The following is a 14549-nucleotide window of genomic DNA, read 5'->3' as shown; positions in this document are numbered from 1 at the left end:
GCGCCGCTCCGGGTCAGGGGCGGACTCCGGGCGTCACCCACTGCCGCAGCCAGCCGAAGTCGCCCAGGCCGCCCCGGGCGGTCAGCTCGGCCGCCTCGCCCGCCGAGGCCAGCGCCCGGACGTACCCGGCGGGGTCGGTGGACGCCCGGGCGAGCGGCGGCCGTTCACCGCTGACGCCCAGCTCCCGCAGGGCCGTGCGCTGGTCCAGCAGTTCGGCGCCGCCACCGAGGTGCGCCGTGGCCGCCGCGCACGCGTCCAGCGCCACGTGCGCCGTCAGGTCGCTGCTCCCGTCCGGCACCGGGGGTACCTCGCGCCCCGACCGGAAGCCGGTCAGCGTCCCGAACGGCGGCCTCGCCGCCCGTACATGCGCGTAGTCCACCGCCACCGCGAGACCGCCCGCCAGTGAGCCGACCGCTTCGGCCCAGGCCTCGTCACGGGGGCGGCCGATCTCCGCGCGGTCGCCGGGACGGGCCAGCGGCCACCAGCGCTCCAGCCACCGGGCGTCCGCGCCCGTCACCGGATCGCCCAGCCGCTCCGCCCCGTCGGACCGGCGGACCAGGACGCGGCGGGCCACCCCGTCGGCGTCGGCCTCGGCGACGTCGGCGGGGACGTTGTCCAGCCACTCGTTGGCGAACAGCAGGCCCCGGGCCCCCTGGGGGATGCCGGCGCCCCAGGTGATGTCCGGGCGCAGGCCCGGCGGACGCGGGGCGATCTCCACGGCGTACGCCCGTACGGTGAGCGAGGGGGCCTCGGACGGCAGTGCCGCCAGTACACCCGTCAGCAACTCGCCCCGGCCCGCGCCCACGTCCACCAGGTCGACCGTGTCGCTCCCCAGCTCCCGGGCCGTACGGACCAGCAGCCGGGCGACGGCGGAAGCGAACAGTCCGGACGCGTGCACCGAGGTCCGGAAGTGGCCCGCGGGCCCTTCCGGACGCCGGTAGAACCCCCCGTCCCCGTACAAAGCGGTCCGAGTCGCTTCCCGCCAGCCGCACCAGTCATCCGTCACGTAGGCAAGTCTCCACCTTGGGGAGTACGGTCCCAGGACCCGGATCGACCCTTCGGCTGACCCGGGCACCGATCCGCTGTCCCTACGCTGGGTAACGTGCAGCGCCTCTACGATTTCATCCGCAGACACCCGACGGGCGTCGACACCTTCTGGGCTGTCGTGCTCCTCGGGCTCTCCGGCGTGTCCATCGTGGCGGACCAGAGCGGCACGGGCCGGGAACGCGTCGCCGCGGTGCCGATCGCCGTCGGCCTCTGCGCGGTGGTGGCGCTGCGCCGGCGGGCTCCGGAGAGGATGCTGCTGGTCGCGATCGGGACGGGCCTCGCCCAGCTGCTGCTCGGGGTGTCGCCGGACGTGCCCGACTTCGCCCTGCTGGTGATCACCTACACCGTGGCCTCCGTGGGGGAGCGGTGGGCGTCCCGGCTCGCCCTGGCCTGCAGCCTCTGCGCGGCCGGACTCTCGCGGCTGCGCTGGCCGCAGCAGGCGACGACGGACGGCTGGCCGCAGATGGTCTTCGTCGTCGTGGTGCTGACCGTGCCGTTCGTCCTGGCCTGGGTGCTCGGGGACTCGGTGCGCACCCGGCGGGCCTACTTCAGCCAGCTGGAGGAGCGGGCCGCCCGGCTGGAGCGGGAGCGCGAGGCGCAGTCCAAGGTCGCCGTGGCCGCCGAGCGCGCCCGTATCGCCCGGGAGCTGCACGACGTCGTCGCGCACAACGTCTCGGTGATGGTGGTGCAGGCCGACGGCGCCGCCTACGTCATGGAGGCCTCGCCCGAACAGGCCCGGCAGGCGCTGGAGACCATCTCCGGCACCGGCCGGCAGGCGCTCGCGGAGATGCGCCGGCTGCTCGGCGTGCTGCGGACGGGCGACGACCCGGAGAGCGGCGAGTACGTGCCCCAGCCCGACGTCGAGCAGATCGAGGAGCTCGTCGGCAAGGTCAGGGAGACGGGCCTGGAGGTCGACTTCAGGATCGAGGGGACACCGCGCCCGCTGCCGAGCGGGGTCGAGCTGACCGCGTACCGCATCGTGCAGGAGGCCCTCACCAACACCCGCAAGCACGGCGGCCCGGACGCCGGGGCCAGTGTGCGGCTGGTGTACTTCGACGACGGGCTCGGACTGCTGGTCGAGGACGACGGCCGGGGCGCCTCGCACGAGCTGTACGAGGACGGCGGGGCGGACGGCGCGGGCCACGGCATGATCGGTATGCGGGAGCGGGTCGGGATGGTGGGCGGCACGCTGGACGCGGGACCGCGCCCCGGCGGCGGCTTCCGGATCAGCGCACTGCTGCCGCTCAAGCCCGCGAACCAGTGACACGGCAGGCCGGTGGGAGCGGGCCGGCGGCCCCGAGGACTCAAGGACAGGACGGCCCTTCATGGCGATCCGCGTAATGCTCGTCGACGACCAGGTGCTGCTGCGCACCGGCTTCCGGATGGTGCTCGCCGCCCAGCCCGACATGGAGATCGTCGCGGAGGCGGGCGACGGCCAGGAGGCGATCGACACCCTGGGGTCGACGGCCGTGGACGTGGTGCTGATGGACGTACGCATGCCGAGGCTGGACGGCGTGGAGGCGACCCGGCGCATCTGCGCGCAGACGGATCCGCCGAAGGTGCTCATCCTGACCACCTTCGACCTGGACGAGTACGCCTTCTCCGGGCTGAAGGCGGGCGCCAGCGGCTTCATGCTCAAGGACGTGCCGCCCGCCGAACTGCTCTCCGCGATCCGCTCCGTGCACAGCGGCGACGCCGTGGTGGCGCCGTCCACGACCCGCAGGCTGCTCGACCGGTTCTCCCCGATGCTGCCCAGCAGCGGCCGGGAACCGCAGCACAAGCACGTCGAGCGGCTGACCGAGCGCGAGCGCGAGGTGATGCTGCTGGTCGCCCAGGGGCTGTCGAACGGCGAGATCGCGGGGCGCCTGGTGCTCTCCGAGGCGACCGTGAAGACGCACGTGGGCCGCATCCTGACCAAGCTGGGCCTGCGCGACCGCGTCCAGGTGGTCGTCCTCGCGTACGAGACCGGGCTGGTCAGGGCCGGCGGCCAGGCGGGCTGACCGGTGGGCGACTCCCCTGACGCGGCCGTTCAGCGCAGGATGCCCTCCAGGAAGTCGCTGCCCAGCCGCGCCACCACGGTCAGGTCCAGGGAGTGCAGGACGTACCGGCCGCGTCGGCGGGTGGTGATCAGGCCCGCCTTCTTGAGCACCGACAGATGCCGGGACACCTCGGGTGCCGTGATGCCGTGCGAGTCGGCGAGCTCGCCCGTGGTGTACGGGGAGCGGGCGAGATTGCGGCACATCCGCATCCGCATCGGGTGGGCCAGCGCCTCCAGGCGGAGCTGGAGCAGCTCGACGGAGGCGGGGGAGGGCAGTTCGGGACGGAGCACCGGGTAGTGGATCACCGGACGCCAACCCGGGGCGTACAGCACCTGAAGATGCGGCCAGCCGAAGCTGGTCGGGAGGAGGGTGAGTCCCAGACGGGTGGCGTCGGCGCCGCCCTCCGACAGCTTGTCGATGTCGATCCGGCCGGCCTCCTCGTCCAGCGACAGGGCCGCGGAGACCGCGGCCAGCGCGGCGGCGAGGCCCTTGTGCCGCAGGACCTCCGTCTTGTGCCGGGCGTCGGCGGACAGCTGGACCTGGACCCGCTGCCAGGTGGCGGCGAAGAAGGCCTCGTCGCAGTCCTCGAAGAGGCGCCGCAGCCAGGCCCGCGTGGAGCCGGGGTCGGCGAGGAGCTGCTTGCTGAACTCCAGCTGCTTCGGCCCCCGGGCCGCCGCGAGGTCCAGGACGCGGGTCCGCGTCCTGTCGTCGGTGAGCGGGGACGGCCCTCCCGCCGAGTACAGCGCGCAGGTGAACTCCAGGGCGGCGAGGACGAACCGCTCGTCGTCGAGCCGGTCCAGGATGTCCAGGTCCTCGGAGAGGGTCGCCCCCGTCCTGCCGTCGCCGCCGCGGACCCCGGCGAACGGCATGAAGACGTCGGAGAAGGTGTTCCGCCAGAGGAAGTCCGCCTCGTGCAGCCGGTCCGCGAGGTCCGGCTCCAGCGCGGCGGCCGTGGCGGTCGCCCAGCCGTGCAGGCCGGGGTGGTGGCCCGGCTCGGAGAGCGCGTGCAGGGCCAGGCCCAGCTCGGCGAGGGGGGAGGTCTCGAAGACTATGCGCTCGGGGGGCAGGCCCGCGATGTCGATGTGCACGCTCACCCCTCCATGGTGGGGCAGGCGGACCGGAGGACCGCCCCGTTTGACGGGGGCCGTCAATCCACGGGACGGCGGCCCGGCGCGGAGCCACGCTGGAGACATGGACATCGTTCAGCAGCAGATGCTCGACAGCTACCGTGCCGCGCGGCACGGCGAGGCTCCGCCCCCGCTGCCCGGCCGCCACGACCTGGAGGTCCTGCGCGGACTCCGCGATCGCCTCCGCGCCACCGCCTTCGCGCCTCCACCCCGGCGCCCGCCGCACGGACGGGGCCGGGCGGCGGGCTGAGAGCCTGCCGGGCCGGATACCCGGCCCGCCCTCGTCAGACCAGCCGCTCCACGAAGCCGGCCACCGCCTCCCGAACGTCCTCGGCGGTCCACTCCAGACCGGGCGCCGCCACCGTGACCTCGGTGAAGGAGACGCCGGGCGGCCCTCCGGCCGCCGGGAACCAGCGGCGGAAGAGCGTCACGCCCGTCTCCTCCGCCTGCCGCACGGACGCCTCGTCGAGCACCTCGGTGCCGTACGGCAGCCACATCTGGAACTGGTGCGTGTGCGGCGGCTCGGGGTGCACCCGGAACCACGGCACCCCGGAACCGGCGAAGCCCTCCGCCAGCGCCCCGGCGACCAGCTTCGCGTGCTCCACGTACGACGGCAGCCTCGGCAGTTCCCGCTCCAGGCCGAGCAGGGCCGAGAGCGCCGCCGGGTACTGCTGGAAGACCTGCCCGCCGTACCGGTGGCGCCAGGTCCTGGCCTGTTCGACCAGCGTCGCGGGGCCGGCGAGCACCGCGCCGGAGAGCCCGTCCAGCGACTTGTAGAAGGACACGTACACGCTGTCCGCGAGTGCGGCGATCTCCGGCAGGGTCCGCCCGAGGTGAGGGCCGCACTCCCACAGCCGGGCCCCGTCCAGATGGACCACGGCGTCCCGGTCCCGGGCGGCCGCCACGACCGCCGTCAGCTCCTCCCAGGTGGGCAGGGTGAAACCGGCGTCGCGCAGCGGCAGTTCCAGCATCAGGGTGCCGAAGGGCTCGGGGAGGTCCCGGACCTCCTCGGCCGTGGGCAGCCGGGGCTCGGTCGTCGGGTGCACCGTGCGCAGCCCGCCGACCGCCGTGAGCGCCCCCCGTTCGTGGACCTCGGGGTGGGAGAGCGGGTGCAGCGCCACCACCGGATCACCCGTGCGCCCCGCCCAGCAGCGCAGCGCTACCTGCTGCGCCATCGTGCCGGTCGGGAAGAACGCGGCCGCCTCCATGTCCAGCAGGTCGGCGGTGCGGCGCTCCAGCTCGGCGACCACGCCGTTGCCGTACGTGTCCGTCCACTCGTCCAGGTCGTGGACCGTCCCGGCGTCGGCGGCCAGGGCGGCCAGCCGTTCGGCCAGGGTGTGGTCGGCGGAGGGGCGGGCGAGCACCTTCGCCGACCCCCGCCACGCGGTCAGCCTGCGATGCCGCTGCTTCTGTTCGTCGGTGTCTCCCATGGGACGATCATCCACCGTCCGCCGGCACCACCCGCGCCGTGTCTCGCGCGGAGTTACCCACAGGCTGTGGACAGCCGGGGTCGCCGATGAGGTGCTGGCGTAGCATTCAGAGAAGTCGTCCGGTACCCCCCGCGGACTGGAACGGAAGGCCGTCGCCACGTGAACGCATCAGTTTCCAAGGAACCCCTCGACGCGAGGGACCGTCCCGCCCGCCTGACCGTGGGCGTGGTCGGCGCGGGCCGGGTCGGACCCGCGCTCGCCGCCTCGCTCCAGCTCGCCGGGCACCGCCCGGTCGCCGTCTCCGGCGTCTCCGACGCGTCCGTGCGCCGGGCCGCCGCCCTGCTCCCCGACGTCCCCCTGGTCACCCCCGCCGAGGTCCTCGCACGCGCCGAGCTGGTGCTGCTGACCGTCCCCGACGACGCCCTCCCGGGCCTGGTCGAAGGGCTCGCCGAGACCGGTGCCGTGCGGCCGGGACAGCTGATCGTCCACACCTCGGGGCGGTACGGCACCCAGGTGCTGGACCCCGCGCGACGCGCCGGAGCCCTCCCGCTCGCCCTGCACCCGGTCATGACCTTCACCGGCACCTCCGTCGACGTCCAGCGGCTGGCCGGCTGCTCCTTCGGCGTCACCGCCCCCGAGGAGCTCCGGCTGGCCGCAGAGGCGCTCGTCATCGAGATGGGCGGCGAACCCGAGTGGATCGCCGAGGAGGCCCGCCCGCTCTACCACGCGGCGCTCGCCCTCGGCGCGAACCACCTGGTCACCCTGGTCACCCAGTCCATGGAGCTGCTGGGGAAGGCCGGTGTGTCCGCACCCGACCGGATGCTCGGCCCGCTGCTCGGCGCCGCGCTCGACAACGCCCTGCGCTCCGGGGACGCGGCGCTGACCGGCCCCGTGGCCCGAGGTGACGCGGGCACCGTGGCCGCGCACGTGCACCAGCTGCGCACCCACGCCCCGCAGGCCGTGGCCGGATACCTCGCCATGGCCCGCACCACGGCCGACCGGGCGCTCGCCCACGGCCTGCTCAAGCCGGAGTTCGCGGAGGACCTCCTCGACGTCCTCTCGGACCGGGAGAACGGCACGAACGGAAAGAACGGCCCGGAGGACTCCGGACAGGGGGAGAACCGATGACCACCGCACGCGAACCGATGACCACCGCACCCACCACCCTGCTGCGCACCGCCGCGGAGCTCGACGCCCTCACCCGGCCCGCCGGCGCGCGGCGTGCCGTCGCGATGACGATGGGCGCCCTGCACGACGGCCACGCCACCCTGATCCGTGCGGCGCGCAAGGCCGTGGGCCCCGAGGGCCAGGTCGTCGTCACCGTCTTCGTGAACCCGCTCCAGTTCGGTGAGGCCGCCGACCTCGACCGCTACCCCCGCACCCTGGACGCCGATCTCGCCCTCGCGGCGGGCGCCGGGGCCGACGCGGTCTTCGCGCCGTCCGTCGACGAGGTCTACCCGGGCGGAGACCCCCAGGTCAGGATCGTCGCGGGCCCCATGGGCGAGCGGCTGGAGGGCGCCTCGCGCCCCGGGCACTTCGACGGCATGCTCACCGTCGTCGCCAAGCTGCTCCACCTCACCCGGCCCGACGCCGCGTTCTTCGGGCAGAAGGACGGCCAGCAGCTGGCGCTGGTCCGCCGGATGGTGCGCGACCTGAACTTCGGCGTCGACATCGTCGCCGTCCCCACGGTCCGCGACCCGGACGGCCTCGCGCTCTCCAGCCGCAACCGCTTCCTGAGCGCCGACGAGCGCCGTACCGCGCTGGCCCTGTCCAGGGCGCTGTTCGCGGCCCGTGACCGGCCGGCCGCGCAGCAGGCCCCGCGCGCCGAGGCCCGCGGGGCTGCCGAAGACTCGCAGGCGGCGGCGACGGCGGCGCGGACGGCCGTGGGGCCCGCCGCGGTGCGGGCCGCCGCACAGGCCGTCCTGGACGAGGCGGCCGAGGAATCCGTACCGCTCGTCCTCGACTACCTCGCGCTCGTGGACCCCGCCGACTTCACCGAGATCCCGGACGACCGCCAGGGCGGCGAAGCCGTCCTCGCCGTCGCGGCGCGGGTGGGCGCCACCCGGCTGATCGACAACATCCCGCTGACCCTCGGAGCCTGACGTGACCGGAATACGGCTGACCGCCCCCGCCCCCGGCTGGGCCATCGACGCGGACGTCGTCGTGGTCGGCTCCGGCGTGGCCGGTCTCACCACCGCCCTGCGCTGCGCCGCGGCGGGCCTCGCCACGGTCGTCGTCACCAAGGCCCGGCTCGACGACGGCTCCACCCGTTGGGCGCAGGGCGGCATCGCCGCGGCGCTGGGTGAGGGCGACACCCCCGAGCAGCACCTGGACGACACGCTGGTCGCCGGGGCCGGGCTGTGCGACGAGACGGCGGTGCGGGCCCTGGTCACCGAGGGGCCCGGCGCGGTGCGCAGGCTCATCGACACCGGCGCGCGGTTCGACACGACCGAGGCCGGGGCCATCGCCCTGACCCGCGAGGGGGGCCACCACCGGCGCCGTATCGCCCACGCGGGCGGCGACGCGACGGGCGCCGAGATCTCCCGCGCCCTGGTCGGCGCGGTCCGCGCGGCGGCCCTGCGCACCATCGAGAACGCCCTGGTACTCGACCTGCTCACCGACGCCGAGGGCCGCACCGCGGGCGTCACCCTGCACGTCATGGGCGAGGGCCAGCACGACGGCGTCGGAGCCGTCCGCGCCCCCGCCGTCGTCCTGGCCACCGGCGGCATGGGCCAGGTCTTCTCCGCCACCACGAACCCGCCGGTCTCCACCGGCGACGGGGTGGCCCTCGCGCTCCGCGCGGGCGCGGAGGTCTCCGACCTCGAATTCGTCCAGTTCCACCCGACCGTCCTGTTTCTCGGCGCCGACTCCGAGGGCCAGCAGCCGCTGGTGTCCGAAGCGGTACGGGGAGAGGGCGCCCACCTCGTCGACGCGTCCGGCACCCGCTTCATGCTCGGGCAGCACGAGCTGGCCGAGCTGGCCCCCCGGGACATCGTCGCCAAGGCCATCACCCGGCAGATGCACCTGACGGGCACCGAGCACATGTACCTCGACGCCCGCCACTTCGGCGCCGAGATGTGGGAGCGGCGCTTCCCGACCATCCTCGCCGCCTGCCGCGCCCACGGCATCGACCCGGTGACGGAGCCGATCCCGGTGGCACCCGCCGCCCACTACGCCTCGGGCGGCGTCCGGACCGACCTGAGGGGCCGCACGACGGTCCCCGGCCTGTACGCCTGCGGAGAGACCGCCTGCACGGGGGTCCACGGGGCGAACCGGCTGGCGTCCAACTCCCTCCTGGAGGGTTTGGTCTTCGCCGAGCGCATCGCGGCGGACATCGTGGCCGCCGGACCCCGGGAGCGGACGCCCGCCCCCGTGGCCGAGGGCCCGGAGCCGGTGACCGTCCCGCTGCTGGCCGCCGAGTCCCGGACCGAGATCCAGCGGATCATGACCCGGGGCGCCGGTGTCATCCGCTCCGCGGACAGCCTCGCCGTCGCGGCCGAGCGGCTGGAGGCGCTGGGAAGCACCGCCGGGGGACCCGGCGCCGACACGGGTGAGGACGTCGCCAAGGACGCCGTGCCCGGGGTGGAGGCGTGGGAGGCCACCAACCTCCTCCTGGTCTCCCGGGTCCTGGTCGCCGCGGCGCGGGAGCGCGAGGAGACCCGGGGCTGCCACTGGCGCGAGGACCGGCCCGACCGCGACGACACCGCGTGGCGCCGCCACCTCGTCGTCCGTACCGGCCGGGACCGTCAGCCGGTCGTGAGCCGCACCGACGGCCCGGCCTTCCCGCCCGTGCGCCACGGCGCCCCGGCGAGGACCGCCGCCCCCACCGACCCCCTGAACCACACCGCCGACGCCCCCCAGGAGCCGCAGTCGTGAGCACGCCCGAAGAGAACCCGCGCCCCACACCCGTGGACGTACCGCTGATCCAGATCGGCGTCCCCGCCGCGTCCGGTGGGGGCTGCGGCGACGACTGCGGCTGCGGCGGCTACGACGCCGACGCCCTGGAGTGCGGCCTGGACCCCGCGCTCGCCCAGCTCCTCGCCGAGGCGGGCCTGGACCCCGTCCAGGTCGAGGACATCGCGCACGTGGCGATCGAGGAGGACCTGGACGGCGGGGTCGACGTGACGACCGTCGCGACCGTCCCGGAGGACGCCGTCGCCACCGGCGACTTCACCGCCCGCGAGGCGGGCGTCGTCGCCGGTCTGCGCGTCGCCGAGGCCGTCCTGTCCATCGTCTGCACGGACGAGTTCGAGGTGGAACGGCACGTCGAGGACGGTGACCGCGTCGCGCCCGGCCAGAAGCTGCTCACCGTCACCACCCGCACCCGTGACCTGCTCACCGGGGAGCGCAGCGCGCTGAACCTGCTCTGCCGGCTCTCCGGCATCGCGACCGCGACCCGGGCCTGGGCGGACGTGCTGGAGGGCACGAAGGCGGCCGTCCGCGACACCCGCAAGACCACGCCCGGACTGCGCGCGCTGGAGAAGTACGCGGTGCGCTGCGGGGGCGGCGTCAACCACCGGATGTCGCTGGTGGACGCGGCGCTGGTCAAGGACAACCACGTGATCGCGGCGGGCGGTGTCGCCGAGGCGTTCAAGCGGGTGCGGGCCGCCTACCCGGAGCTGCCCATCGAGGTCGAGGTCGACACCCTGGAGCAGGTCCACGAGGTGCTGGAGGCCGGCGCCGACCTGATCCTGCTGGACAACTTCACCCCGGTCACGACAGCCGAGGCGGTGGCCCTCGTCGGCGGCCGCGCCGTGCTGGAGTCCTCGGGCCGGCTCACCCTCGACTCCGCCCGCGCCTACGCCGAGGCGGGCGTCGACTACCTGGCCGTCGGGGCGCTCACCCACTCGTCGCCGATCCTCGACATCGGCCTGGACTTCCGCGACGCCGAGGGGGCCGGCGTCTGATGCTGCTCACCATCGACGTCGGCAACTCGCACACGGTCCTCGGGCTGTTCGACGGCGAGGAGATCGTCGAGCACTGGCGGATCTCGACCGACGCCCGCCGCACCGCCGACGAGCTCGCCGTACTGCTCCAGGGCCTCATGGGGATGCACCCGCTGCTCGGGATGGAGCTCGGCGACGGCATCGAGGGCATCGCGATCTGCTCCACCGTCCCGGCCGTCCTGCACGAACTGCGCGAGGTCACCCGCCGCTACTACGGCGACGTCCCCGCGATCCTGGTGGAGCCCGGCGTCAAGACGGGGGTGCCGGTCCTGACCGACAACCCCAAGGAGGTCGGCGCGGACCGCATCATCAACGCGGTCGCCGCGGTCGAGCTCTACGGCGGCCCGGCGATCGTCGTCGATCTCGGCACGGCCACCACCTTCGACGCGGTCTCCGCCCGCGGCGAGTACACCGGCGGGGTGATCGCACCGGGGATCGAGATCTCGGTGGAGGCGCTCGGTGTGAAGGGCGCCCAGCTCCGCAAGATCGAACTGGCTCGGCCGCGCAGCGTGATCGGCAAGAACACCGTCGAGGCCATGCAGTCCGGCATCGTCTACGGCTTCGCCGGCCAGATCGACGGGGTCGTCGAGCGGATGAAGAAGGAGCTGGCGGCCGACCCGGACGACGTCACCGTCATCGCGACCGGTGGCCTTGCTCCGATGGTGTTGGGGGAGTCCTCCGTCATCGACGAACACGAACCCTGGCTGACCCTCATCGGGCTGCGCCTGGTGTACGAGCGCAACATCGCCCGGATGTAGGACGTGCCCGCGATCACCTGCGGGAACGGCCCGGCGGCAGCGGCTGTGCGCCGCGCCGCCGGGCGGCCAGTTAAGACGATTTTGTCCATTTAGCACGTATTGTCGCTTCATGCCCACGCCCTACGGATCACGCGGCGGCATGGCGTTCGGTGCGGACGAGCTGCGGGTGCTCCGACGCGCTCTCGCCCATGCCCTCCACCCCACGCCCCTGCCGGAAGAGGATGTCCAGGACTGTCTGCGGCTCGCGGACGCGGTGGACGAGGCGGTGGACGAGGCGGGCAGGCTGCGCGCCTTCCTCCTCGCCGACCTCGCCCGCTACCGCCAGGCGCTCCCCGGCTCGCTGACCGGCTATCTGGAGCTCCTGCAGGACGCTCTGGCCGCCGGGTACGACCCCCGCCCCGAGGATCTCGCCGCCCTGCGCGCGCTGCGGAGCGCACCGGTCGCGGCCGCCCTCCTCGAACGCTGCCGGGTCATCGCCGAACGCTCGGTCCGCGCCCGGCTCGCGGGCCGCCCCGCGCCCGTGACACCCGCCCAGCGCGGCCGGCTGCTGGCCCTGCCGGGCGGCCGGGCGGCGTCCGGCGAGCCCGCGCGGCCCAAGGGCCCGGGCGAGCCCGGGACGCCGGCCCGACCGGCCGCACCGGGACGGCCGACGGCACCGGGACGGCCGGCGCCCAAGCCCTCGGAGGTCTTCCCGCCGCGCCGCCCGGCCCCCGCGTCCCCGCCCGACGAGCGTGCCGTCTCCTGACGGGCGCCGGGGACACGCCGTGTCCGAGGGGTCCCCAAGGGGCCGGAATGCCGGGCTCGCTACTCTGGGGAACATGGACTACGTATCCGCGCTCGTGCCGCCCGTGGTGATGGCCGTCTTCTTCATCGCCCTCGTGACGGTCATCATCAAGAGTCAGGGCGGGCCGAACAAGGCCAAGGAGGACGCCGCCGTGGACGCGGCCCTCGCCCGCGCCGAATCGGCGCAGCAGGCCCCACGGACCGACGGCGTCTGACCCGGCCCGACCGCGAAGGGCGCACGGCTCCTGGTGGAGCCGTGCGCCCTTTTTCGTGCGACGAAATATGCCATTCCAGACATCTAGCACTAAGGTGACGCTGTGCCTCGCCAATTGGGAGAGCTGGAAGACGCCGTGATGACACGGGTCTGGCAATGGAACCGCCCGGTCACCGTGCGGGAAGTTCTCGAGGACCTTCAGCAGGAGAGGTCCATCGCATACACGACCGTCATGACGGTAATGGACAATCTCCATCAGAAGGGCTGGGTACGCCGGGAAGTGGACGGGCGGGCTTATCGATATACGGCCGTCTCCACGCGTGCCGCCTACTCGGCCGCACTGATGAACGAAGCCTGGTCGCGGAGCGACAACCCGGCGGCCGCGCTCGTCGCCTTCTTCGGGATGATGTCGGCCGAGCAGCGTGAAGCCCTGCGGGACGCGGTGCGCATCGTCGCTCCGGCTCTCTCCGAAGCCCCGGCGGCCGAGTCCGAAGACGGGTCTCCTGCCGATGAAGCACCACCGGACTCCGGGCGATAGCGTCGGGGCATGTCCTCAGAGCTGCCGCAAACCGATCCCCGTACCGATCAGGACGCCGATTTCCGTACCGACCCGTCGGTAAAAGGAGCGGCCATCACCGTCCGGCGTGCCAGGACCAGCGATGTGGCGTCCGTACGGAGCCTGCTCGACGGGTACGTCTCCGACGGGATCCTGCTCGACAAAGCGACGGTGACGCTTTACGAGGACATCCAGGAGTTCTGGGTCGCCGAACGCGACGAGGACGCCCGGGTCATCGGCTGCGGCGCACTGCACGTGATGTGGGAAGACCTCGCCGAGGTGCGTACTCTCGCCGTGGACAGGGCCATCAAGGGCGCCGGCGTAGGGCACCAGGTCCTGGACAAGCTCTTGCAGACCGCGCGCTGGCTGGGTGTCCGCAGGGTTTTCTGCCTCACCTTCGAAGTCGACTTCTTCGCGAAGCACGGGTTCACCGAGATCGGAGAGACCCCGGTCGACGGAGATGTCTACAGTGAGCTGCTGCGTTCCTATGACGAGGGTGTCGCGGAGTTCCTGGGTCTCGAACGAGTGAAACCGAACACCTTGGGCAACAGCCGGATGCTTCTGCACCTGTGAACGGCGGGCGACGCCGGAACCCTATGTCCGAATCGCGCACGTTTCCCGTCTTCTCGAGCTCCTGAACCTCTCCCAGGGGTTTGTGTTTTCCGGGGAAAAGCGGTTTCCTTTCCGCGTACTGCATTTTCGATGAAAGGAAATCCGGTGGCGCAGAAGGTTCAGGTCCTTCTTGTTGATGACCTCGACGGTGGCGAGGCGGACGAGACCGTGACGTTCGCTCTGGATGGCAAGACGTACGAGATCGACCTCACCACGAGCAACGCGGACAAGCTCCGCGGTCTTCTTGAGCCGTACACCAAGAGCGGCCGTCGTACCGGTGGCCGTGCGGCGACCGGGCGCGGCAAGGGCCGTGCCGTCACGGGCGGCAACAAGGACACCGCCGAGATCCGTAAGTGGGCCCGCGAGAACGGCCACAACGTGAATGACCGCGGCCGCGTTCCGGCCGAGATCCGCGAGGCTTACGAGAAGGCCAACGGCTGATTATCCGGCAGACCGTCCCTCAGGTGTGTCCGGGCGTGCGCCAGCCGGGCCCGGTGGCATTCCGTCGCCGCGGCGTCCACGAGCCGCACGAGATCGGGAGCGTCCCCACCTCTGTTCCCGAAGCCGGCCAGTGCCGGGAGCGGGGTCTGTACCGTCCGGCGCGGCTCGGGGGGCCGCAGCCAGAACGCGGCCCCCGGCGGGCTTCCCGTCCTACCGGGCGGCACCGGCGCGGCGATGGAGCCCCCCGCACCGATCGCGGCCAGATCGAGCGTGATCCCGCCCCACTCCAGCCAGTCGAGCAGCCCCGGCACCTCGTCGGCGCTTCCGGCGGCCACCAGGAACCACATTTGCTGCCCCGCCCGTGCCACCGGACCGGTGCGCCCCACCCGGCGCAGGACCGCGTGGCCCGCCAGGGCGGGGAGGTCGAGCACGTCGAAGCACAGCCCGGTGGGCAACCGCACGGGCGAGGTGCCGGCCGTGGTCCAGCCGAGCTCGCGTGCGTACCACTGCGCGTGGCCGTCGGCTTCCGGCGAGGAGCGGGGAGGCGGAACGATGGGAACCATGTCCGATGAACCGCCCGGCACCGCCCGGAGTTA

The 14549-nt window shown here is 73.4% G+C and carries 17 protein-coding genes; 13 read left to right on the top strand and 4 right to left on the bottom strand.

What is annotated here, in order from left to right:
• Nucleotides 1-13: 13 nt before the first annotated feature.
• Nucleotides 14-1006 carry an SAM-dependent methyltransferase gene (locus tag SACTE_RS14060; RefSeq protein WP_014046695.1) on the bottom strand — a complete coding sequence of 331 codons (993 nt, stop codon included), beginning with the start codon at nt 1004-1006 and terminating at the stop codon, nt 14-16.
• A gap of 96 nt (nt 1007-1102) precedes the next feature.
• Between SACTE_RS14060 and SACTE_RS14055 the strand changes: the two genes are divergently transcribed.
• Nucleotides 1103-2311 carry a sensor histidine kinase gene (locus tag SACTE_RS14055; protein WP_014046694.1) on the top strand — a complete coding sequence of 403 codons (1209 nt, stop codon included), beginning with the start codon at nt 1103-1105 and terminating at the stop codon, nt 2309-2311.
• Nucleotides 2312-2372: 61 nt separating this feature from the next.
• Nucleotides 2373-3047 carry a response regulator transcription factor gene (locus tag SACTE_RS14050; protein ID WP_014046693.1) on the top strand — a complete coding sequence of 225 codons (675 nt, stop codon included), beginning with the start codon at nt 2373-2375 and terminating at the stop codon, nt 3045-3047.
• 29 nt (nt 3048-3076) lie between these two features.
• Here SACTE_RS14050 and SACTE_RS14045 read toward each other — a convergent pair whose 3' ends face one another.
• Entirely contained in the window at nt 3077-4174 is a 1098-nt protein-coding gene (locus SACTE_RS14045) for a DUF5937 family protein (RefSeq protein ID WP_014046692.1), read from the bottom strand.
• A gap of 103 nt (nt 4175-4277) precedes the next feature.
• On the opposite strand from SACTE_RS14045, the gene SACTE_RS14040 reads away from it, so the two are divergent.
• The gene (locus SACTE_RS14040; protein WP_019993792.1) at nt 4278-4463 is read left to right on the top strand and encodes a hypothetical protein; all 186 of its coding nucleotides are present in this window, start codon (nt 4278-4280) and stop codon (nt 4461-4463) included.
• Between the two features lie 34 nt (nt 4464-4497).
• Here SACTE_RS14040 and SACTE_RS14035 read toward each other — a convergent pair whose 3' ends face one another.
• Nucleotides 4498-5643: a beta-eliminating lyase-related protein gene (locus SACTE_RS14035; protein WP_014046691.1), complete on the bottom strand. Its 1146-nt coding sequence runs from the start codon at nt 5641-5643 to the stop codon at nt 4498-4500.
• A gap of 159 nt (nt 5644-5802) precedes the next feature.
• Here SACTE_RS14035 and SACTE_RS14030 point away from each other — a divergent pair, with 159 nt between their 5' ends.
• The 10 genes from SACTE_RS14030 (at nt 5803) to SACTE_RS13985 (ending at nt 13953) form a co-directional block, all read left to right on the top strand.
• Complete coding sequence (locus SACTE_RS14030) at nt 5803-6771, top strand: DUF2520 domain-containing protein (RefSeq protein WP_014046690.1); 969 nt, start codon at nt 5803-5805, stop codon at nt 6769-6771.
• A gap of 17 nt (nt 6772-6788) precedes the next feature.
• Nucleotides 6789-7745, top strand: coding sequence for a pantoate--beta-alanine ligase (gene panC / locus SACTE_RS14025; RefSeq protein ID WP_026359247.1), 957 nt, complete (start codon nt 6789-6791; stop codon nt 7743-7745).
• Nucleotide 7746: 1 nt separating this feature from the next.
• The gene (locus SACTE_RS14020; protein WP_014046688.1) at nt 7747-9519 is read left to right on the top strand and encodes an L-aspartate oxidase; all 1773 of its coding nucleotides are present in this window, start codon (nt 7747-7749) and stop codon (nt 9517-9519) included.
• Nucleotides 9516-10550 (top strand): carboxylating nicotinate-nucleotide diphosphorylase, encoded by a 1035-nt coding sequence (nadC, locus tag SACTE_RS14015; protein WP_014046687.1) that lies wholly within the window; start codon nt 9516-9518, stop codon nt 10548-10550. Before SACTE_RS14020 ends, nadC begins: the two co-directional genes overlap by 4 nt.
• The gene (locus SACTE_RS14010) at nt 10550-11347 is read left to right on the top strand and encodes a type III pantothenate kinase (RefSeq protein ID WP_014046686.1); all 798 of its coding nucleotides are present in this window, start codon (nt 10550-10552) and stop codon (nt 11345-11347) included. Before nadC ends, SACTE_RS14010 begins: the two co-directional genes overlap by 1 nt.
• 139 nt (nt 11348-11486) lie before the next feature.
• A complete protein-coding gene (locus SACTE_RS14005; RefSeq protein WP_014046685.1) occupies nt 11487-12092 on the top strand; it encodes a hypothetical protein in 606 nt (201 codons plus the stop codon).
• A gap of 73 nt (nt 12093-12165) precedes the next feature.
• Nucleotides 12166-12345: a hypothetical protein gene (locus SACTE_RS14000; RefSeq protein WP_019993793.1), complete on the top strand. Its 180-nt coding sequence runs from the start codon at nt 12166-12168 to the stop codon at nt 12343-12345.
• A 102-nt stretch (nt 12346-12447) separates the two neighbouring features.
• Nucleotides 12448-12882, top strand: coding sequence for a BlaI/MecI/CopY family transcriptional regulator (locus SACTE_RS13995; protein ID WP_019993794.1), 435 nt, complete (start codon nt 12448-12450; stop codon nt 12880-12882).
• 9 nt (nt 12883-12891) lie between these two features.
• Entirely contained in the window at nt 12892-13473 is a 582-nt protein-coding gene (locus tag SACTE_RS13990; RefSeq protein ID WP_014046682.1) for an amino-acid N-acetyltransferase, read from the top strand.
• A 144-nt stretch (nt 13474-13617) separates the two neighbouring features.
• Complete coding sequence (locus tag SACTE_RS13985; RefSeq protein WP_014046681.1) at nt 13618-13953, top strand: Lsr2 family protein; 336 nt, start codon at nt 13618-13620, stop codon at nt 13951-13953.
• On the opposite strand, the gene SACTE_RS13980 is transcribed toward SACTE_RS13985, so the two are convergent.
• Nucleotides 13932-14516, bottom strand: coding sequence for an SCO3374 family protein (locus tag SACTE_RS13980; RefSeq protein ID WP_014046680.1), 585 nt, complete (start codon nt 14514-14516; stop codon nt 13932-13934). The genes SACTE_RS13985 and SACTE_RS13980 overlap by 22 nt on opposite strands.
• Nucleotides 14517-14549 lie beyond the last annotated feature (33 nt).

The organism is Streptomyces sp. SirexAA-E (genome assembly GCF_000177195.2).
GTDB lineage: Bacteria > Actinomycetota > Actinomycetes > Streptomycetales > Streptomycetaceae > Streptomyces > Streptomyces flavovirens.
Note: the sequence above shows the minus strand (reverse complement) of the source record. Positions and strands in the feature narration are given on the sequence as shown.

What these genes read in the sequence shown, in the direction of transcription:
- SACTE_RS14000 (WP_019993793.1), top strand. Translation starts at nt 12,166, where the DNA reads ATGGACTACGTATCCGCGCTCGTGCCGCCCGTGGTGATGGCCGTCTTC.
- SACTE_RS14050 (WP_014046693.1), top strand. Translation starts at nt 2,373, where the DNA reads ATGGCGATCCGCGTAATGCTCGTCGACGACCAGGTGCTGCTGCGCACC.
- SACTE_RS13980 (WP_014046680.1), bottom strand. Translation starts at nt 14,516, where the DNA reads ATGGTTCCCATCGTTCCGCCTCCCCGCTCCTCGCCGGAAGCCGACGGC.
- SACTE_RS14040 (WP_019993792.1), top strand. Translation starts at nt 4,278, where the DNA reads ATGGACATCGTTCAGCAGCAGATGCTCGACAGCTACCGTGCCGCGCGG.
- SACTE_RS14010 (WP_014046686.1), top strand. Translation starts at nt 10,550, where the DNA reads ATGCTGCTCACCATCGACGTCGGCAACTCGCACACGGTCCTCGGGCTG.
- SACTE_RS14005 (WP_014046685.1), top strand. Translation starts at nt 11,487, where the DNA reads ATGGCGTTCGGTGCGGACGAGCTGCGGGTGCTCCGACGCGCTCTCGCC.
- SACTE_RS13990 (WP_014046682.1), top strand. Translation starts at nt 12,892, where the DNA reads ATGTCCTCAGAGCTGCCGCAAACCGATCCCCGTACCGATCAGGACGCC.
- SACTE_RS14035 (WP_014046691.1), bottom strand. Translation starts at nt 5,643, where the DNA reads ATGGGAGACACCGACGAACAGAAGCAGCGGCATCGCAGGCTGACCGCG.
- panC (WP_026359247.1), top strand. Translation starts at nt 6,789, where the DNA reads ATGACCACCGCACCCACCACCCTGCTGCGCACCGCCGCGGAGCTCGAC.